General features: G+C 43.9%; 16 protein-coding genes. 9 read left to right on the top strand and 7 right to left on the bottom strand.

Annotation, left to right across the window (positions count from 1 at the left end; translation table 11 throughout):
• Positions 1-101 precede the first annotated feature (101 nt).
• A complete protein-coding gene (locus tag Q7P41_RS03430) occupies positions 102-716 on the top strand; it encodes a nucleotidyltransferase family protein (RefSeq protein WP_303882141.1) in 615 nt (204 codons plus the stop codon).
• Here Q7P41_RS03430 and Q7P41_RS03425 read toward each other — a convergent pair.
• Positions 679-1,491: an XdhC family protein gene (locus Q7P41_RS03425; RefSeq protein WP_303882139.1), complete on the bottom strand. Its 813-nt coding sequence runs from the start codon at positions 1,489-1,491 to the stop codon at positions 679-681. The two genes, Q7P41_RS03430 and Q7P41_RS03425, sit on opposite strands and share 38 nt — an antisense overlap.
• 137 nt (positions 1,492-1,628) lie before the next feature.
• Between Q7P41_RS03425 and Q7P41_RS03420 the strand changes: the two genes are divergently transcribed.
• Complete coding sequence (locus Q7P41_RS03420) at positions 1,629-2,651, top strand: molybdopterin-binding protein (RefSeq protein ID WP_303882137.1); 1,023 nt, start codon at positions 1,629-1,631, stop codon at positions 2,649-2,651.
• On the top strand, positions 2,648-3,088 hold the full coding sequence (locus Q7P41_RS03415; RefSeq protein ID WP_303882135.1) for a Fur family transcriptional regulator: 441 nt from the start codon (positions 2,648-2,650) through the stop codon (positions 3,086-3,088). The genes Q7P41_RS03420 and Q7P41_RS03415 overlap by 4 nt, the downstream gene beginning before the upstream one ends.
• A gap of 6 nt (positions 3,089-3,094) precedes the next feature.
• On the opposite strand, the gene Q7P41_RS03410 is transcribed toward Q7P41_RS03415, so the two are convergent.
• The gene (locus tag Q7P41_RS03410; RefSeq protein ID WP_303882133.1) at positions 3,095-3,913 is read right to left on the bottom strand and encodes a hypothetical protein; all 819 of its coding nucleotides are present in this window, start codon (positions 3,911-3,913) and stop codon (positions 3,095-3,097) included.
• Between the two features lie 10 nt (positions 3,914-3,923).
• Positions 3,924-4,754 carry a Sir2 family NAD-dependent protein deacetylase gene (locus tag Q7P41_RS03405; RefSeq protein WP_303882131.1) on the bottom strand — a complete coding sequence of 277 codons (831 nt, stop codon included), beginning with the start codon at positions 4,752-4,754 and terminating at the stop codon, positions 3,924-3,926.
• Positions 4,755-4,819: 65 nt separating this feature from the next.
• On the opposite strand from Q7P41_RS03405, the gene Q7P41_RS03400 reads away from it, so the two are divergent.
• The 6 genes from Q7P41_RS03400 to Q7P41_RS03375 all read left to right on the top strand — a co-directional run bounded on the left by Q7P41_RS03400 (position 4,820) and on the right by Q7P41_RS03375 (position 11,745).
• The gene (locus tag Q7P41_RS03400; RefSeq protein ID WP_303882129.1) at positions 4,820-6,235 is read left to right on the top strand and encodes an NAD(P)/FAD-dependent oxidoreductase; all 1,416 of its coding nucleotides are present in this window, start codon (positions 4,820-4,822) and stop codon (positions 6,233-6,235) included.
• A 107-nt stretch (positions 6,236-6,342) separates the two neighbouring features.
• Positions 6,343-6,870: a flavin reductase family protein gene (locus Q7P41_RS03395; protein ID WP_303882128.1), complete on the top strand. Its 528-nt coding sequence runs from the start codon at positions 6,343-6,345 to the stop codon at positions 6,868-6,870.
• Between the two features lie 95 nt (positions 6,871-6,965).
• Positions 6,966-7,739 carry a TIGR02757 family protein gene (locus Q7P41_RS03390; RefSeq protein WP_303882126.1) on the top strand — a complete coding sequence of 258 codons (774 nt, stop codon included), beginning with the start codon at positions 6,966-6,968 and terminating at the stop codon, positions 7,737-7,739.
• 96 nt (positions 7,740-7,835) lie between these two features.
• Positions 7,836-8,285, top strand: coding sequence for an Rrf2 family transcriptional regulator (locus tag Q7P41_RS03385; RefSeq protein ID WP_303882125.1), 450 nt, complete (start codon positions 7,836-7,838; stop codon positions 8,283-8,285).
• 228 nt (positions 8,286-8,513) lie between these two features.
• Positions 8,514-10,160: a hydroxylamine reductase gene (gene hcp / locus Q7P41_RS03380; protein WP_303882124.1), complete on the top strand. Its 1,647-nt coding sequence runs from the start codon at positions 8,514-8,516 to the stop codon at positions 10,158-10,160.
• Positions 10,161-10,359: 199 nt separating this feature from the next.
• On the top strand, positions 10,360-11,745 hold the full coding sequence (locus tag Q7P41_RS03375; protein WP_303882122.1) for an MATE family efflux transporter: 1,386 nt from the start codon (positions 10,360-10,362) through the stop codon (positions 11,743-11,745).
• 119 nt (positions 11,746-11,864) lie between these two features.
• On the opposite strand, the gene Q7P41_RS03370 is transcribed toward Q7P41_RS03375, so the two are convergent.
• From Q7P41_RS03370 to nifJ, 4 genes are all read right to left on the bottom strand, one after another.
• On the bottom strand, positions 11,865-12,416 hold the full coding sequence (locus Q7P41_RS03370) for an RNA 2'-phosphotransferase (RefSeq protein ID WP_303882121.1): 552 nt from the start codon (positions 12,414-12,416) through the stop codon (positions 11,865-11,867).
• Between the two features lie 254 nt (positions 12,417-12,670).
• Positions 12,671-13,015, bottom strand: coding sequence for a cupin domain-containing protein (locus Q7P41_RS03365; protein WP_303882120.1), 345 nt, complete (start codon positions 13,013-13,015; stop codon positions 12,671-12,673).
• 88 nt (positions 13,016-13,103) lie between these two features.
• Entirely contained in the window at positions 13,104-15,485 is a 2,382-nt protein-coding gene (gene ppsA, locus Q7P41_RS03360; RefSeq protein ID WP_303882119.1) for a phosphoenolpyruvate synthase, read from the bottom strand.
• Between the two features lie 173 nt (positions 15,486-15,658).
• Entirely contained in the window at positions 15,659-19,216 is a 3,558-nt protein-coding gene (nifJ, locus tag Q7P41_RS03355; protein WP_303882118.1) for a pyruvate:ferredoxin (flavodoxin) oxidoreductase, read from the bottom strand.
• Positions 19,217-19,219: the final 3 nt, after the last annotated feature.

Below are 19,219 nucleotides of genomic sequence, written 5' to 3'. Positions count from 1 at the left end.
GGGGGGACCCGTGGGAGAGTAGGTCGTTGCCATGTGCCTGCTTTGTTGTTATTTGCTACATTAAAGTAACAGGCGAGGTGTAAGACATATCTATAAAGACGTTGCTTCTTGCGGCTGGTGAGGGACGACGCTTAAATTACAAGAAAATGTTGAGACCTATCTTGGGCAAGCCCATGATATTTTGGACGTTGAATGTAGTACGTGCATCTGGCTTTAGCCCTCAAGATGTTATAGTAGTTATTGGATATAATGTTGACTTAATGAGAAGCTGGTTACAAAAATACGATTCCCGCTTAAACATCGTGGAAAATCCTAACTACAAAAATGAGATGTTTTCGTCCATAAAAGCGGGCATATATCATTTACCCGAAGACACCAGAAATGTCCTAATTGTGCTTGGAGATCAGCCTCTAGTAAAGCCAGAAACTATTAAGGCGATATTGCTGATGCAAAATCCATTAAAAGTAGTCCAACCAGTTTACAAGGACAAGAGGTATCATCCCTTATTGATCCCGGAGCCCATGATTGAAACCATACGATGTGCCCCGCTCAATTGTACGCTTAAAGATATAATGCCGCCCCCGGAAGAAAGAATTTTGGTGCCAGTTGATGATGAAGGGGTTGCATTGGATATCGATACGCCGGATGACCTTAAAAAGGCTGAATCTATTTTAAAGATCAGACTTCAAGAGGCTGACGAAGGGCTCGCACATTAGCTCCATTATCAACGGCGATGATTTCAGCCATAATTGATACAGCGATTTCTTCGGGCGTTTCTGCCTTTATGGGCAATCCTATGGGTGCAAATATGCTATCGATCAGCTCTTGGGACGTCCCCATTTTCGATAGATTTTCCTTCATAACCGCTACCTTGCGTTTGGAACCGATAACCCCTACATAAGCCGTCTTTTTGCCGTCTAGCATTTGTACCACTTCTGTATCCAAGGAGTGTCCTCTTGTAACCACAACGATGTGCGTTAAATCGTGAAATGTCAAATGTTTTTCAAAGGCTTCATCGAGAGGGCAGGCTATTGTTCTGGCCCAGGGGATATTTTCCTGGTTAGCGAACTCTTTCCTTTCATCCCATACCGTAACCGCGTAATTTAGAAAACTTCCAAGTCGGGCTACGGCCTTTCCTACGTGTCCAGCGCCAAAGATAATTAGTTCCTTCTTTTTGCCTATGAGTTCTAGGAAAATGATGGCCTTTCCGCCGCAAGCAGCCTTTGGATCAGAAGCTTCAGTAGCCATGAACTCTTCGCTGTATAAGGCTGTTGACTTGCCATCACGAATCATCTTCAATGCTTCTTGGATGACGTGGTGCTCAAGAATGCCTCCTCCTATGGTTCCGACTATGGAACCATCTTCCCATACAAGCATTTTTGCGCCGACGCTTCGGGGAGTTGATCCTTGTTCGTCTATTACTGTGCACAAGACGCTCTTTTTGCCCTTTTCTATGGAGTTCTTCAGGGCCTCAATGATAGCAAGATCCATTTCTTTTTTGCCTCCTCCAGTTTTATGTATATTTATTATAAAATATACAAGTATTAATATTATAAAATACACGAGCCCGTGAAGGTCATGCAAATGCTCAGACCTTGAAAAAGATATTTTAGGAGGATTTTTATCGAATGCGAAAGAAGATCGTAAATCTAGATCAAGCCATAAACCATATTTTATCCCACGACTTAACGAAGATAGACGTTGAAAGTGGCTATAAAGGTCCTAGATTTAAGAAAGGCCATGTTATCAAGGAAGAGGATATAAGTGTTCTAAGGTCTATGGGAAGAGAGCACTTGACGGTCTTGGAGCTTGAGGAAGACGAGGTGCATGAAGATGATGCCGCTTTGGCTTTAGGATTAGCTATGCGTGGTGATGGATTAAAATTAAGGGGACCTAATGAAGGAAGGTGCGATTTGGTCTCTGAGAAAAAAGGGCTTCTTTGTTTTGACCCCGATAAAATTCATTTTATAAACGATGACCCCGACTGGGTAGTAGTCACCGCAAATCCTTATACGGTGATAGGGCCCGGGGACTTAGTGGCTGGTTTTAGAATTTTGCCGCTTGCTATAAAAAAAGCTCAACTTGAGAGGGCAATAAAGATATCAGCCCGATTTGAAGTAAAAGGTTTTAACCCTCTTAAGGTTGGTCTTGTGACAACCGGAAGAGAAATTAAAGCGGGAGTAATCGAAGACGCTTTTAGGCCAAAGCTTGAAAAAAAGGTGGCTTATTTTGGTGGAAATGTAGTGGGACAAAATATCGTGGGAGATGAATCAGAGGAAATTTCAGCGGCGATTCGTGATTTTTTAAATAGAGGTGCCGATATAGTCATTTGTACTGGAGGTATGAGCGTGGATGCCGACGACAACTCTCCGCGAGCGATATCAGAAGTATGCGATGAGATAAAATTTAAGGGAATCCCTGTTTTACCTGGATCAATGCTCATGCTGGGCCTAAAAGGCGAGAAAGTGATCATTGGTGCTCCTGCGTGTGTTGTTCATGATGAATGGACCAGCCTGGACTTAATTTTGCCAAGGATATTTGCTGGTTTGATTCCAACGCTTGAAGAAATTCGTCGTTTTGGCGTTGGAGGTTTATGTAGGCGTTGTAAAAATTGTACCTTTCCAAATTGTTCTTTTGGGGTGAAGATTTGAATTCTAAAGACATAAGAGAAGACATAAAAGCTACATTGAAGCTATTTGGATTAAGACCGACCAAGGCAAGAATTCTCGTTTGCGAAGTGCTGATGAAAGCTGGTTGTCCAGTATCCCATGGCGAACTACAAGCAGACGAGCGTTTAAAGGAAATTAACCGAGTTACCTTATACAGAACCCTTAATGCTCTTGTAGAAGCAGGCTTGGTACACAAAGTCCTCGGAGTGGATAGCTGTTGGTATTTTTGCCTTCACGAGACAGACCAACCAGGATGTCCTGGAGATCATCCGCACTTTTATTGTCTTGAATGTGGTCGTATGGAGTGTCTAAAAGAATGCAGATTGCCTTTCATCGAAGTCCCTCGTGGGTACCATGTTGAAGGCAAGCAACTTTTGGTATATGGCATTTGCAGCAAGTGTCAAAATAATTTCAGTTGACCGAAGCTAGGAAACGATCGAAAGCAATACTTCATTTCCTGGCGCTATGGGGTCCTCTTTATCCTCGTCGATGATCTCAACAATCGATAAGTGCTCATACACGGTGACTACCTTTAGCCTCCCTTTGACCTCGGGATAGGCGTACTTCCCTTGGGTGTGATATCTTATGACGTGCAAAGTGTCTCCTCTATTGATGGAATCTTCAAAACCTAAATTACAAAGAAACCTTTTTTGTCCTTCAGGGCCTTTCTGTTCCGTTATACTTATGATTTGACCTCTAATACCTGAGTAAGCCAGGTCTTCATAAAGGTCATTTTTCGCCCGACGCAAGGCTTTTTTGATCGTCTGCCAGTACAAGGATTTCTCGAAAGAACCCCACCAAGGATATTTAAAAACTTCTTCTTCGTAAATGGGGTTCCATCTAGCATCGGATATCAAATATTCTCGATACCAAGACGTAGAACTGTCTCCGCCTTTGTGGTAGTTGACGCTTAAATATACCTTTGCCTTGGTCGTGGAGCCTAATATATCGCTTCGCTTAGGCGTAAAACCCCTAAGTTTTATTTTTACTATTAAGGCATCAGGAACGTTAACCGAGACTGCATGGACTAGAGGCGATTCTTCAATTAACATCGCGAATTCAGATTTAATTTTTTGTGGCAAGATATCGTGGGTTAAAGTAAACCTGTCTTTGTATATTTTTAGCTCTGTCTCATTCTCGACCTCGTCTATATAAATACTAAAGAGAGCTTCCTTAGCCTCGACCGTTACTGGCAAAAAAGAGATAAGTGCGATAAGTAACCACAAACCAAAACGGCGAGTCATTTTTTACGCCTCAGAAAAGCTCAAGATATTCATTTACTGCTTTGAAAAAGATATCGATGTCTTCATCTACAATTAAGCTCACCCTACTCATGGGTAAATAAGCGGTGGAAAATTCTCCTTTATTTACCACTACAATAGAGCCCCTGCACTCAGATGGTATTAAGGCTGCGGGGGTTACTACGAGGGAAGAGCCCACCACAAAAAATAAATCGCTTTCTCTTGCGAGTTGGATACATTTGTCCAGGTATTTAACAGGTTCGCCAAAAAACACGATATCCGGTTTTATCACACCTCCACAGTCGTCACAATGAGGAATATCTTCCTCAAAGGTCTTTTTGACGCCTTCTTCATAGTCATATCGCTTGCCACATTTGATGCAATAGCTTTCCCACACGCCTCCATGTATCTCGTAAACTTTTTTAGACCCAGCTCTTTGGTGAAGAGAATCTATGTTCTGTGTAATGATCCCAATTAATTTCCCCTTTTCTTCCAGCTTGGCGAAAAACTGATGTGCGAATGTTGGTTTTACTCGCTCTAACGCCTTCAAAAACTCCCTGTGAAATCTGTAAAAAAGGGATGGATCACGGTAAAAATAAGATATATCGAATATCCTTTCGGGATTTTCTATGCCTGCTGTATGGTATAATCCCTTTGGACCTCTAAAATCAGGAATGCCCGCATTGGTAGAAATACCTGCACCGGAAAGTAGGCAGATTTTTTTAGTTTCTTTGATCATGTCAGCACATTTAGCAGCTAAATCGGACACTTCCTTCACCCCCGTAAACTTTTTATATCGCATATTTTTCTTATATACTTTATCATTATCAGAGGATATTTTCATCCTCCTCTTTTTAAAGACAATCTAAAGCGTTAAGAAATCTTTTCTTTCGCTACATAGATGGAGGGATGAGTGTGAGTGACGTTTATGATGTAATCGTAGTAGGGGCAGGTCCGGCTGGTCTTTTTGGCACCCTCAAATTAGCAGAAGCAGGCGTTAGAGTCGCTCTGGTTGATAAGGGGAAACCCCTCGAAGAACGAAAATGCCCGTTAAAGACGGGAGAGGCCCGCGTATGCGCTCATTGCAATTCCTGTAGTTTGATGTGCGGATGGGGTGGAGCCGGTGCTTTCAGCGACGGCAAATTAACGTTGACTCCTCATTTTGGAGGAAACCTCGAGAACTACGTTGGCAAAGAAAGACTTCTGAGCTTGCTCGATGAAGCCGATTCGATATGGAAAGAATATGGAGCTGACTCTGCTCCTCTTTATGAGCCTGATCCGGAGTTCGCATCGAAGGTTATCAAAAAAGCTCGTACCGCGGGTTTACAGGTGATTCCAGCGAGAATACGCCATATAGGAACCGATCGTACGATAGAAGTTCTCCGCAACATATACTATAAGTTGCGCGATAAAGTTCACATATTGATGAATACGGAAGTAAAGCGCATCATGGTCGAAGATGGAAGGGTAAAAGGAGTAGAGCTTGCAAGCGGCGAAATGCTGAACTCAAAGTATGTGTTGCTTGCTCCCGGAAGGGAAGGAGCTCCTTGGATGGAACGAACAAGCAAGGAACTCGGACTTTCCGTTGATTCTTTACCTGTTGATGTGGGCGTGAGGGTTGAAATCCCGGCAGAGTTAGCCGAAGAATTGACGGAGCAGTTTTATGAAGTAAAGGCCATATATAACTCCCCAACATTTGACGACCAAGTTCGCACCTTTTGCATGTGTCCTCACGGAGAAGTTGTGACTGAATTTCAATCCGATGGAGGTGTAGTTACTGTAAACGGCCATAGTTATAGGGACAAAAAAACTGACAACACAAATTTTGCCATACTTGTAAGTACTGAATTTACTGAACCTTTTCATGATCCAAATGGTTATGGTGTTCATATAGCAAGGCTTGCCAATATGTTAGGTGGCACCGTCTTAGTTCAGCGTTTGGGTGACCTGAAGTTAGGTAGGCGTTCAACTCGCTCAAGGATAGAGAGGGGATTAGTAAAGCCGACGCTAGCTGAAGCCGAACCCGGAGATCTTTCTTTCGCTCTTCCCTACAGGCATTTAAAGGACATCCTGGAAATGCTTGAGGCGTTAGAATCGATCATTCCGCATGTAAACGACAAGTATACCTTGCTGTATGGCATTGAAGTAAAATTTTATAGCCTGAAGCTTTCTTTAAATGAAAGGTTGGAAACCTCGGTCAAGGGCTTATATGCTGCTGGCGACGGCGCGGGAGTGACCAGGGGTGTCATACAGGCTTCAGCCAGTGGTCTAGTTTCTGCAAGGAGCATAATGGAAGACATTCATAAAATGAATTCAAGAATCTAGCGAGGTTGCAGTGCAATCTTCGTGGCGACTCGCCTAGCGCTTTATTCATGTTAGATTAAGTTTAGCTGTCATGGAAGATTGATCTATGTCAGGAAGGGGGAAGGGTCATGAGTGCGGATAAGATAGACTTACAAGCCCTTTTCACCATTAGTTATGGGCTTTATGTAGTTACCGGGGCTTATGGTGGAAAAATGAATGGCCAAATTGCCAATGCTTTGATGCAAGTCACGGCAGAGCCGATATGCTTAGTAGCAGCTCTGCATAGGGATAACTTAACTACAGAGTTGGTTGAAAAGGGAAGGGCCTTTGGTGTTTCGGTGCTTGAAGAGGAAACACCAATGACCTTTATAGGGACATTTGGCTTTAAATGCGGACGTCAAATAGACAAGATGCGCCAATGCCAATATAAAGTTGGCGATACTGGAGTGCCTCTGGTATTAGACCATGCCCTTGCCGTTATCGAGGCAAAAGTAATAGATATAATTCCTGTCTATACGCATAAATTATTTATTGCCGAGGTGGTATCTGCAGAGACCATAAAAAGCGGTACAGTCCTGACATACGCTAACTATCGCTTAATAAAGGGAGGGAAATCCCCAAAGAACGCACCAACCTTTGTCTTTAACAAGGCGTAGTTTAAATTTCGATGGCGGAGGAGCGCCAACAAATAAAGCGTTCCTCCGCTTGTTTGTTGGCATAACTGATTTGAAATAGGAGGACCAAGACAAAATTGTACGCTTTTAAGTTTTTAGAAAGTTTGTATGAAAAGTATAACAATTTAAGCAAGGCTCAAGAAGACCCTGTTAGGTTTTTGCATTGCTTCAATGATATTCGCGCCAGGGAAATTATAGGCATAGTTTCGTCTTCGTTAGCCTTTGGGAGGGTTTCTCAGATAATAGACTCGGTCGGAAAAATCATATCCATACTAGGAGACGATCCAGTGGGCTTCGTAGCAAAGACGTCAGCAGAAACCTTGATGGCTAGACTTGATGGTTTTAAGCATAGATGGGTCGGCGGATGTGAGATTGCTGGTCTCTTATATTCCTGCAAAACTTTGATAGAGCGATATGGTTCATTAGAAGGCCTTTATGAATCGTGCATGAATAAGCACAAAGATCCCTTGGCTGGCTTTGCCACAGCTTTCAGGAGTGAATCATTTTGCGATATAAGCGCTCTGGTTCCCGATCTCAGCAAAAAAAGTCCGTGCAAAAGGCTTAGACTTTTCGTGAAGTGGATGGTGAGGAGCGACAATGTAGATCCAGGGGGCTGGACTGTTGAAACCCCCTCGAACCTTGTGGTGCCTTTGGATGTTCACATGTGGAAAATTGGCAAGGAATTGGGGTGGATTAAAAGATCTACGCCTGACGTAAAGGCTGCACTGGAACTTACTGAAGCTTTTAAGACTATACGCCCGGACGATCCATTGAGGTATGATTTTGCCCTTTCTCACGTTGGCATGGAAGGAAGAGGCTATGATGTGGTTTTACTCAACCTGAAGCGTTAGAATTTGCAACTAATTGACATAGAGATATAAAAATTTTTTTCTTGACAAATAGGTATTTAGGTACCATAATTCTAGTATTGAAAGGAGAGTAGGAAAATGAAGGGCGGAGTGGTACAAATCTCACAAGCTGTCTCAATTGCATTACACGGAATGGGATTGCTTGCTTTACGTGGCAGAAAAATGAGCATAGGGGAGCTCTCAGAGATGATGTCTGCATCTGAAACACATGCGGCGAAGGTCTTTCAAAGATTGGTAAAAGTTGGATTGGTGAACTCCTCGCGGGGCCCGACAGGAGGGGTTGAATTAGCTCTTCCTGCTTCAAAGATAACCCTTTTTGAGATTTATGAGGCGATAGAAGGCTCGTCTCAATCGGACTATTGTTTGCTCCAACAAGACAATTGTCCCTTTGGATCATGCATATTCGGTTCGATGCTGAAAAATATTAACAATGAGTTTGTGAGGTATATGTCAAGCATGACATTGGCTGATTTAGCAGGAAGTGAGATTAATGAAACAAAAAGTGTTGCGGCGGATAATAAGAATTGACGAAAGCTAATGTGATGGTTGTGGCCTTTGTGCAAGTACATGTCACGAAGGATGCGCCTTACTTGCAAGGAGCGCTTATTGTCTTGGCGGCGGATTGTATGGGTTTTGCTATCCCTAGCTTTCGGTAGGCTTTTCTTAAAGGCGGCAAAAGTGCGCTGTTCATCGGTTGTCCCAAGTTGGACGATGCCGATTTTTACGATAAATCGAACAAAAAGGAGGGATATTGATATGTTTTGTTATCAGTGCGAACAGACAGCACAAGGTAGCGGTTGCACGAATTTTGGAGTCTGTGGCAAGAGCCCTGAGGTGTCAGATCTTCAAGATTTGCTTATTCACATCACGAAGGGAATATCAATGTACGCCCATCGTGCCCGTTCCCTTGAAGCTTCGGACCCAGAAGTAGACTCATTCGTCGTTGAAGCTTTATTTACGACCGTAACAAACGTAAACTTCGACGAAGAGCGCATGGAACAAATGATTCGAAGGGCAGAAAATATGAGAGACAGGGCGCGTAAACTGTATGAAAATGCAGCCAAAGCTAATGGGTTAACTCCTGAAACATTGAGCGGGCCGGCTATCTTTGAACTTACAAAGGACAGAACCGGTTTGATATCTCAAGGTGAACAGGTAACGCCTGAATCACGCGCTAAAAAATTTGGCGAGGTCATTGGTGGACTTCATGATTTAATCCTCTTTGGTTTAAAGGGGAGCGCATCTTATGCTGATCATGCACAAATTTTGAACAAGAGAAGCGATGAAATTTATGGGGGGTTTCACGCATTTCTCAATTTTCTTTCCAAAGAAAGTTTTACCGAGGAGGAATTGCTGGGGAAAGCCATTGAGGCGGGCCATTTTAATTTAAAGGTGATGGAGCTGCTTGATGCAGCAAATACCGATGCTTACGGTCACCCGGAACCAACTAAAGCAAGAGTAACTCCCGTAAAAGGAAAGGCCATAGTCGTTTCAGGACATGACTTGAGGGATTTGGACCTACTTTTAAAGCAAACCGAGGGGAAAGGTATAAACGTATATACTCATGGAGAAATGTTGCCCTGTTTGGCCTATCCTGGTCTTAAGAAATATTCCCACCTCGTCGGTAATTATGGAAGCGCCTGGCAGAATCAGAGGAACGAATTTGACGAATTCCCCGGTGCAATCCTGATGACGACTAACTGCATTCAAAAGCCCAAGGATTCCTACAAGGACAGGATTTTCACGACCGGCCTTGTCGCATGGCCCGGGGTGCGTCATATCGGACCTGACAAGGACTTTTCTCCCGTTATAGAAGCTGCTCAAGCTCAGCCCGGTTATGCCCAAGATGCTCCTGAACAATTCATCACCATAGGCTTTGCAAGGAGTACGGTCCTATCTGTAGCAGATAAGATCGTAGATCTGGTAAAGAGGGGTAAAATTCGCCATTTCTTTTTGATCGGCGGATGCGATGGAGCGAAGCCAGGAAGAAATTACTATACCGATCTTGCTAAAAGCGTGCCAGAGGATTGTCTAATATTGACCTTAGCATGTGGCAAGTATCGTTTTAACAAACTTGAATTTGGCGAAATAGAAGGCATCCCCAGGTTGCTCGATATGGGGCAGTGCAATGACGCTTATTCGGCCATAGTGGTGGCCAAAGCTCTTGCTAATGCCTTTAACACTGATATAAATGACCTTCCACTTTCGTTAATTCTATCGTGGTATGAACAAAAAGCAGTTTGCATTTTATTGTCCCTGATTGCGCTTGGTGTCAAAAATATGCGGCTTGGACCAACTCTCCCCGCGTTCCTGAAACCAAAAGTCATCTCTTACCTGAGCGAAAATCTTGGCTTAAAGCCCATTACAACGCCTCATGAGGATTTAAAAGCGATACTCGGTTAGCATCAGAGAATCTGTCTTTTGCCTTTTTGAGGTCAAGTTTAGTTCGATAAACGAGGGCAAGAGTAAATTGCTTGCCCTCGTTTATTTTTTGACCACTTGAATGGGTGAGCAGGCGGTTAGCGTTACGTTTATCAATTTTCGTCTTAACACAACGACCCGTGCTACAATATTTAATAGAATTAGAAGGTGAGCTTAGACAATGAATGTCGAGAAAGAGTCAACTAGCCTTGCTAGTTTGTTCGATGGCGAAGAACTAAATATAAAATCAGTGAACAAACATATTTGGACCCTTGCACTCCCTTCTTTGATAGAGCTCTTATTAGCAACTCTCTTTGGAATGGTAGACATGGTTATGGTGGGTAATGTCAGTACAGCATCATTGGCAGCGGTAGGAATAAGTAATCAACCTATGATGCTCATCCTCGCGGTATTCCAGGCGTTAAATGTGGGTACCATGGCTCTAGTTGCTCGTTTTATGGGCACAGGTGATCGTCAATCATCCTATTTGGTACTGAAACAAACTATTATCCTTGCTATGTTGCTGGGCATCATAACCAGCATAATAGGGTTTGTTTGTGCTCATAGGGTGGTTACCTTCATGGGGGCAGAGCCTGATGTAATTCCTTTGGCTAAGTCCTATTTTTCCATTGTGTCGTCGGGCGCTTTTTTCGTTGCCGTTACCATGGGTGTAAGCGCTGCATTGCGTGGTGCTGGTGATACAGCGAGCCCTATGAGATATAATCTATTAGCCAACTTTATAAACGTGTTTGGCAATTACATGTTAATTTACGGAAAGCTCGGATTTCCTGCTTTAGGTGTAACAGGTGCCGCTCTATCCACCACAATTTCCCGCGGGTTGGCGATGATTATGGCGCTTTATACCGTTTTTCGCCCCAATTCTCTGTTTTCTCTTCCTGCTCCGCCAAAAAGATTGATCGATGTTGACCTCATGAAGCGCATGTTAAAGATAGGCCTACCCTCCGGAGTGGAGCAGTTAGCGTTGAGGACGGGCCAGGTGGAATTTGCCCGTACTACAGCGAGCCTTGGTACTACATTGTTTGCCGCTCATCAAATAGCTCTAAATGTTGTCGGTCTTTCCTTTGCTCCGAGCCAAGCCTTTAGTATAGCTGCAACAACATTGGTAGGCCAAAGCCTTGGTGCCAACAGGCCTGATATTGCCGAAAAATGCGGATTGGAAACGCGTCGCTTGGGTATGATGGTAGCCGCTTCTATTGCTACCTTGTTTTTCTTTTTCGGCAAACAAATCGCCAATATATATACCAACGACCCGGAGGTCGCGCTCATGGCTGCCGGAGCCCTGAAGATAGTTGCCATCATGCAACCCTTACAGTCCACCCAGTTTATTCTGGCGGGTGCGCTACGAGGTGCTGGAGATACAGTCTGGCCCCTGTTTTCTACCATGATCGGGATTTGGTGCATCCGAGTTGTGTTCGCAAAGATATTTATTAGCATGGGATTTGGGCTAATGGGCGCCTGGATAGCCCAGCTCCTAGACCAGCTTTTCCGCTCAATTTTCATCTATGCAAGATACAATTCAGAATACTGGAAAACGATTGAAGTATAAAAATAAATGCCTCAAGTTCCATATTGTCATATTGTAAGGAAGAAGTAAGACGGCTTAAGATGCATAGGGAAACATGGAGGCCAATAAGATTCTTTTTGGCATAGAATCTTTGTTTATTGTTATAATTTCTCAATGAACTCGGCCGGTATAGCATCACTTAACCATATGCCGTCATTTTCTTCATAAAATTTAATCCCTGCTTTATAAGACTCTTGTGCAAAGACTTTTAAGATGGTCGGATTTTTTGTTCTACGCCGTCCTACAGTGTATGCAGATTCAACGTCAATGGAAAGATGTACATATTGCCTGCCCATTGGTTTTAGGGCCATTCGTAAAATGTTTTCTGCCGCCTTAGGTGTTGTGCCGTGATATAAAAATTTTGGGGGCGTTTTAGGTTGTTGTTCTATCCTATATCGTACAGAATGGCCATAGATTGCTCTGATTTTTCCATTTTTTATTTCAAACCGTTTTTTGGGAGATTCTTTTATAATCTCTTCAAGATCATGTATGGATACATTTTTAAACATTCTAGAGTGATTCTTTAGTCCCTCTAGTAGTTTATTAATGCTGACCCAACCCTTCTCATCCAAAATTAAACCATACCTTTCAGGCGCATGCCTCAAAGCATGGGCTATTGTTTTACTCAAGTTTACATATGTTATTTTGCTCATTGCGTTGTTTCACCCTCATGTTAATAGAACATGTTGAGAAATTCACCGATTTTATTGGAGTTCCGAAATGGAATGCCTTGTCCAAAGAATATCAAACTGGTTAATCTTAAAATTCAAGATCGGCCTTCAGCAGTATGAAAATAAGGGGGCTAAATTCCAATCTAACCCCCTAAGATATGTTATTTAATGCCTTTTCCAAAATTTTTGGCATAGTTTCTTGTCGAGCAAAAGCACCTCGATAATAATGGAGTATTTTATTTTTTGGCTATGACAGCGAAAAACACCAACTTAGAATTTCCAGTATTTTTCAAGCTGTGCGACATCCCTTTGCGCGTTAAAAGTATATCGCCAGGGTTCACTTCCGTTTCTGTTGTGCCATCTGTGAAAACGCCTTTGCCCGATACTATGGCGTATACTTCTTCGTCGTCTGAATGTTCGTGAAAACCTATGGATGCGCCGGGTTCCAATTCTATGCGGGAGGCCATTGTAATAGCCCCATCATCGTCGGGGATAGGAACGTAGTAAAAAGTAGCTTTGCCAGAACCGCCCTTCATGTTTTCGCGCGTCACGCCTTCGCTTGACTGCTTTAGTATCGTCATATTGATTCCCCCCTCGATTAAAACACGGAAAGACATGACAAAAAGATAAGAACCCTTCCTTTCCATGCCATGTCTTAACTTAATGGGATTATTTGTCAAGAGCTCTCTCAAGCATCAGTCTTTGTTCAACTGAGGCCACCAGTCTTCTAGTGTAAGCAACAGTGTCGGGGTTTACGGAGATACTGTCGATACCCTTTCGAACTAAAAATTCGGCAAACCCAGGATACACAGATGGTGCTTGACCACATATAGAGCACGTTTTACCATATTTGTGCGTTGCTGCGATAAGTATCTCGATGGCTTTTAATACTGCTGGATCCTGTTCGTCAAAGTAACCCATTCGGTTAAGTATTCCTGAATCCCTGTCTACTCCCAAGGTAAGCTGGGTCAAGTCATTGCTTCCTATGCTTATCCCATCGACTTTTTGAGCAAATTCTTCCGCCAGCATAACAACTGAAGGCACTTCAGCCATTATCCATATTTTAAGCGCGCCTCCTTGGACCAGGCCTTCAGAGGCCATAATACTTTTAACCCTGTCCAGTTCCCATAGGTTTCTGACGAAGGGTAGCATAACCCAGGCATTCGTTAGGCCGAATTCTTCCCTGACTTTGCGAATAGCCCGACATTCCAGCCTGAACCCCTCTTCGTATTCAGGTGATATATACCTAGATACCCCTCTCCAACCTATCATAGGGTTGTTTTCAATGGGTTCAACCTCATCTCCGCCTTCTAATCCCCTGAACTCGTTGGTCCTGAAATCACTAAAACGAACCACTACAGGTCTTGGATATATAGCCTGTGCGACTTGGGCAATTCCTTCAGCCATTCTATTGATCAATATATCTCCTTGATTTTGTTTGACCAGGTACATTGGGTGTATGCCGATCATATCGGTGAAGATGAATTCGGTTCTCATCAGGCCAATGCCGTCGAAGGGAAGATCTTTATATTTGTCTATTAATCCAGGTTCTCCTAGGTTCATGTAAATTTTCGTGCCCGTTATGGGACTCCAATGTTCCACTATTTCTCTTATTTTTTGCTCGGTTGCTCCGCCTACCTGGGCAATTGCCTTGGGTTTTTCTCCTTGTAATTGAATCAACCTATCGCCCTTATATACTACGCCCCTTGTAGCATCGACCGTAACTACCATGCCATCCTCTAACACGGAAGTGGCGTTTTGTGTGCCAACTATGCAGGGTATCCCAAATTCCCTGGATACTATAGCTGCATGGCATGTCCTTCCGCCCTCATCTGTAATGACCGCTACGGCTTTTTTCATCACAGGAACCATATCTGGATTAGTCATAGTTGTTACTAAGACATCTCCTTCTTGAACGCGATCTAACTCATTAATGCTACGTATTATTTTAACTTTGCCCACGGCTATTCCAGGGGAAGCCGCTAGACCTTTAACCAAGACCTCGGGTTCTGATTTTGCCTTAAGCGTCACTAGTTCCCTTTCCTCTTGAGGCGTAAAGGTCGTAACAGGTCTTGATTGAAGTATGTAAAGTTCACCTGTATCTCTGTCTATAGCCCATTCTATGTCTTGAGGAAATTTGTAAATGCTTTCTATCTTCTTTCCCATACTAGCGATTTTCTTGACTTCATCGTCGGTTAGACAGGGTTCTGAAATAGCTCCGGGACCTAATATGTCTTTTACCTTAACTTTAGTTGTCCCGATTTCAGAAGCTTCCCTTACAACCATAACAGTCTTTTTAGCGATCCTTTTCTCTTTTATGGTTAAAGTATTTTTATCGACGATATATTCATCGGGGGTGACAGCTCCAGATACTACAGCCTCGCCCAAGCCCCAGCTTGCATTGATCATAATTTCGTTGGGATCGTTATTGATTGGATTAATCGTAAACATCACTCCAGATTTAGAGGCGTTTACCATCTTTTGAACCACTACACTGAGAAGAACGCTCATGTGATCGAAGCCTTTAACGTGGCGATAATAAGTAGCCCTAGATGTCCAAAGAGAGGCCCAACATTTCTTTATGTTCTTTAAAAGGTTTTCCTTACCTTTTATGTGCAAGTAAGTGTCTTGCTGTCCGGCAAAGGAAGCATCGGGAAGATCTTCTGCGGTAGCAGAGCTTCTAACTGCTACCTCAGGTTCGTTCAAATTAACAAGTTCTGCCAACTCAGCGTAAGCTTGCAAAATGTCTCTTTCGATTTGAACAGGCATATCTGTCTCCACAATGAGGTTGCGTATTTTAGCCGTTTTTTCTTCAAGGTCATTGGCGTCTTCAAAATTAATCTTAGAGACTAAGTCTTCAATTACTTTGTTGATATTAGACTGGGTTACGAAATCTTTATAGGCCTTTGCTAATACACAAAAACCTGGCGGTACAGGAATACCGTGGTTGGTCATTTCTCCAAGGTTGGCTCCCTTGCCCCCGACGGATGGGATGTCTTCTTTTTTGAGTTCTTCAAACCATTTAATGTAACTGTAGGTGCCTTTTGCCATTTCTCTGTCACTCTCCTTTCAAGATTTCTTTTTGGTGCGATTATAAATATACCATATTGTGGAATGAATTATAAAGAAGCGTTGGAGTTTTCAAGCATAATAAAAGAGAGAGATTAATCTCTCTCTTTTATTATGCTTGTCTTCATTAAGCTTATCGCATGCGATGCGACGGCTTACTTCTTATTAAGCACTTCGGCTAAGCCTTTATACAAGGCCCAGCGCTCCTGGTTAAATTTCTCGGCCTCCTTCATGAGCAACTCCGCCCTTTCTGGGAAGTCTCTGTGAAGCATTGCAAATCTTGTTTCAGAAAGCATGTAATCCCTTAGAGGCAAAGTCGGCTCTTTGCAATCTAGCTGGAAGGCCTTTCCTTCCTCTTTTAACCTCGGGTCATACCTGAAAAGGATCCACTGTCCCGAATCAACGGCCATTTTTTGGTGTTCTGCGCCTTGTTTTAAGTTGTACCCATGGGCTATACAGTGGGAGTAAGCCACGATTAAGGAAGGCCCTTCATAAGATTCGGCTTCGTGAAAGGCCTTTACTGCTTGAGTGGGATTGGCACCCATGGCAATTCTTGCAACATATATATTGCCGTATGTTACTGCCATCAAAGCTAGATCTTTTTTGCCGGTGGGTTTGCCGGCTGAGGCAAATCTAGCGGATGCTCCTAAAGGCGTCGCTTTTGAAGCCTGGCCTCCTGTGTTAGAGTAAACTTCCGTGTCGAGTACCAAGACATTTACGTTCTCGCCGCTAGCAAGTACGTGATCTAAGCCGCCATAACCAATATCATATGCCCATCCGTCGCCACCAACAATCCAGACGCTTTTTTCGACCAGGTCGTCAGCCAAATGTAGTAGCTCTTTAGCCTTGATGTTTGAAATGTTCTTTAGTGCTTTCTTGAGCTCCTCCACTCTTGCCCGCTGATTTTTTATGCCCTCTTCAGTGCTTTGATCGGCGTTCAAGATGTCATGCACCAATCTATCTCCAATTTCGCTCGCAAGCTCTGTTAAAAGCTGCTTTGCCCTGGCGTTTCTGGCATTCAGTGCTAACCTCAAGCCAAATCCAAATTCGGCGTTGTCCTCGAAAAGTGAGTTAGCCCAGGCAGGTCCGCGGTTTTCTCTGTTTGTTGTCCATGGCGTCGTGGGCAGGTTGCCACCGTAGATTGATGAACAACCAGTAGCGTTGGCAATCGTAACTCGATCTCCGAACAATTGGCTTAATAACTTAAGATAAGGGGCTTCTCCGCATCCAGCGCAGGCTCCGCAGAATTCGAACAGGGGTTGAATCAACATTAGGTCCTTTATCGATTGGGTATTTAGCTTTTCCTTGTCGATCTCTGGGAGCGAGAGGAAGTAATCCCACTTGGGGATTTCCTTATCGCGTACATCAATTTGAGGCACCATGGTAAGTGCATTTTTAGAAACGTCTTCGTTTTTGCTTACCGGACAATTGGCGACACAGCTGCCACATCCCGTGCAATCTTCAGGTGCGATTTGAATAGTAAAGACTTGCTCTTTATATTGAGGCCATTTCGCTTCAGCATATTGCCATCCTTCTGGAGCGTCGTTTAGGTATGATTTGTCATATACCTTTGCTCTTATAGTGGCATGGGGGCAAATGAAGGTACAACGACCGCATTGGATGCATGCACTCGGGTTCCACTGAGGAACTTCAACGGCGATGTTGCGTTTTTCCCATTTCGAGGTTCCCGAGGGGAAGGTTCCATCATCCGGAAGCTTGCTCACAGGAAGCTTATCCCCCTGTAGCACCATCATGGGACCGAGTACTTCTTTGACAAATTCCGGAGCTTTATCGGACACGGCTGGTTTGATGTCAAAGTTGCTCGTCACTTCGCCAGGCACCTTGACCTCGTGCAGGTGTTCTAAAGCAGCATCGACCGCTGCTATATTTTTGTTCACTACGGCTTCTCCGCGTTTGCCGTAGGTTTGTACTATCGCTTCTTTTATCTTTTCTATGGCGAGGTCAAAAGGAATAACCCTGCTCAAGTAGAAGAAACATGTTTGCATTATAGTGTTGATGCGAGGGCCTAATCCTTTTTCCCTTGCCACGCTATAGGCATCTATTACATAGAAACGCAGTTTCTTGTCTATAATTTGCTGCTGCATCGTCCGTGGCAAATAATCCCACACCTCTCCGGCAGTGTAGGGAGTGTTGAGCAAGAATATAGCTCCCTCTTCAGCTATATCGAGAATATTTAGCTTTTCTGTAAAGGCAAACTGATGACAAGCTACGAAGTTGGCTTTATCGATCTGATAAGTTGAACGAATGGGGTTTGGTCCGAAACGAAGGTGCGAGATGGTATAACCACCTGCTTTCTTGGAGTCGTAAACGAAGTAACCTTGAGCATAAAGATCGGTCTCCTCGCCAATTATCTTGATCGAATTTTTATTTGCACCTACCGTGCCATCCGCGCCCAAGCCAAAAAATACTGCCCTTGTGGACTCGGGATCTGCTATAGAAAAGCTTGGATCTACCTCCAGGCTTGTATCGGCTACGTCATCTTCTATACCGACGGTAAAATGGTCTTTGGGGCTGGATTTCTTTAGCTCATCGAAGACGGATTTAACCATGGCCGGTGTAAATTCCTTGGAAGATAAACCATATCGTCCACCAATAATAGTAGGATCGAAATCGGGGCTTAGGCTGCCGTTACGTTTGGCTTCATATATGGCGTTTACGACGTCGAGGTACAAGGGTTCACCCGAGCTGCCGGGTTCTTTAGTGCGATCAAGTACAGCAATTGCTTTCGTGGTTTTGGGAAGAGCTTTTACGAAATGCTCTATGGAGAAGGGTCTGTAAAGCCGCACCTTTATGATACCAACCTTTTCTCCATGTTCGGTGAGGTACTCTACAGTTTCGTGGGCCGCTTCGGCGCCTGAGCCCATTAAAACTAACACTCGCTCCGCGTCAGGTGCGCCCACGTAGTCAAACAAGTGATATTGCCTGCCAGTTAGCTTCGCAAATTGATCCATCACTTCCTGTACGATTTTGGGGCAAGCCATGAAATAGGGATTGCACCCCTCTCTAGATTGGAAGAAAACGTCGGGATTTTGGGCTGTGCCGCGGATGAAGGGACGGTCAGGGGAAAGTGCACGTTTTCTGTGCTCTAGAACTAAATCAAAGTCTATCATCTGTCTCAGTGTGTCATCGTCAATGTACTCTATTTTACTGATTTCGTGGGACGTTCTAAAGCCGTCAAAGAAATGAAGAAACGGGACCCTGCTTTTTAGTGTCGAGGCTGTGGCTATAACTGCAAGGTCATGTGCCTCTTGCACCGAATTCGATGCTAGAAGGGCCCATCCTGTTTGCCTGACTGCCATGACATCGCTATGATCTCCAAATATGGAAAGTGCATGGGTAGCGAGGGTTCTTGCTGAGACATGCATGGTAGCGGATGTCAACTCTCCTGCAATTTTGTACATATTGGGGATCATTAAGAGTAATCCTTGAGATGCAGTAAACGTCGTGGCAAGTGCTCCTCCTTGAAGTGCTCCGTGAAGAGAACCAGAAGCTCCTCCTTCACTCTGTAATTCGACGATCTTTGGGACGAAGCCCCATACATTGGGGTCACCCTTCGCAGCCCATTCATCAGCATACTCGCCCATCGGAGAAGAAGGTGTTATGGGGTATATTGCAGCAACTTCAGATAGCCTATACGCGACTGATGCTGTGGCTTCGTTGCCATCGATAGTAACATATTTTTTTACTGGCATTAC

Source organism: Acetomicrobium mobile, assembly GCF_937920065.1.
The sequence above is the reverse complement of the archived record's forward strand: the minus strand, read 5'-3'. Positions and strand labels throughout refer to the sequence as shown.

Coding starts and splice junctions, on each gene's coding strand:
- nifJ (WP_303882118.1), bottom strand. CDS start 19,216: ATGCCAGTAAAAAAATATGTTACTATCGATGGCAACGAAGCCACAGCA.
- hcp (WP_303882124.1), top strand. CDS start 8,514: ATGTTTTGTTATCAGTGCGAACAGACAGCACAAGGTAGCGGTTGCACG.
- Q7P41_RS03370 (WP_303882121.1), bottom strand. CDS start 12,416: ATGAGCAAAATAACATATGTAAACTTGAGTAAAACAATAGCCCATGCT.
- Q7P41_RS03425 (WP_303882139.1), bottom strand. CDS start 1,491: ATGGATCTTGCTATCATTGAGGCCCTGAAGAACTCCATAGAAAAGGGC.
- Q7P41_RS03375 (WP_303882122.1), top strand. CDS start 10,360: ATGAATGTCGAGAAAGAGTCAACTAGCCTTGCTAGTTTGTTCGATGGC.
- Q7P41_RS03405 (WP_303882131.1), bottom strand. CDS start 4,754: ATGAAAATATCCTCTGATAATGATAAAGTATATAAGAAAAATATGCGA.
- Q7P41_RS03385 (WP_303882125.1), top strand. CDS start 7,836: ATGAAGGGCGGAGTGGTACAAATCTCACAAGCTGTCTCAATTGCATTA.
- Q7P41_RS03395 (WP_303882128.1), top strand. CDS start 6,343: ATGAGTGCGGATAAGATAGACTTACAAGCCCTTTTCACCATTAGTTAT.
- ppsA (WP_303882119.1), bottom strand. CDS start 15,485: ATGGCAAAAGGCACCTACAGTTACATTAAATGGTTTGAAGAACTCAAA.
- Q7P41_RS03420 (WP_303882137.1), top strand. CDS start 1,629: ATGCGAAAGAAGATCGTAAATCTAGATCAAGCCATAAACCATATTTTA.
- Q7P41_RS03400 (WP_303882129.1), top strand. CDS start 4,820: ATGAGTGTGAGTGACGTTTATGATGTAATCGTAGTAGGGGCAGGTCCG.
- Q7P41_RS03410 (WP_303882133.1), bottom strand. CDS start 3,913: ATGACTCGCCGTTTTGGTTTGTGGTTACTTATCGCACTTATCTCTTTT.
- Q7P41_RS03365 (WP_303882120.1), bottom strand. CDS start 13,015: ATGACGATACTAAAGCAGTCAAGCGAAGGCGTGACGCGCGAAAACATG.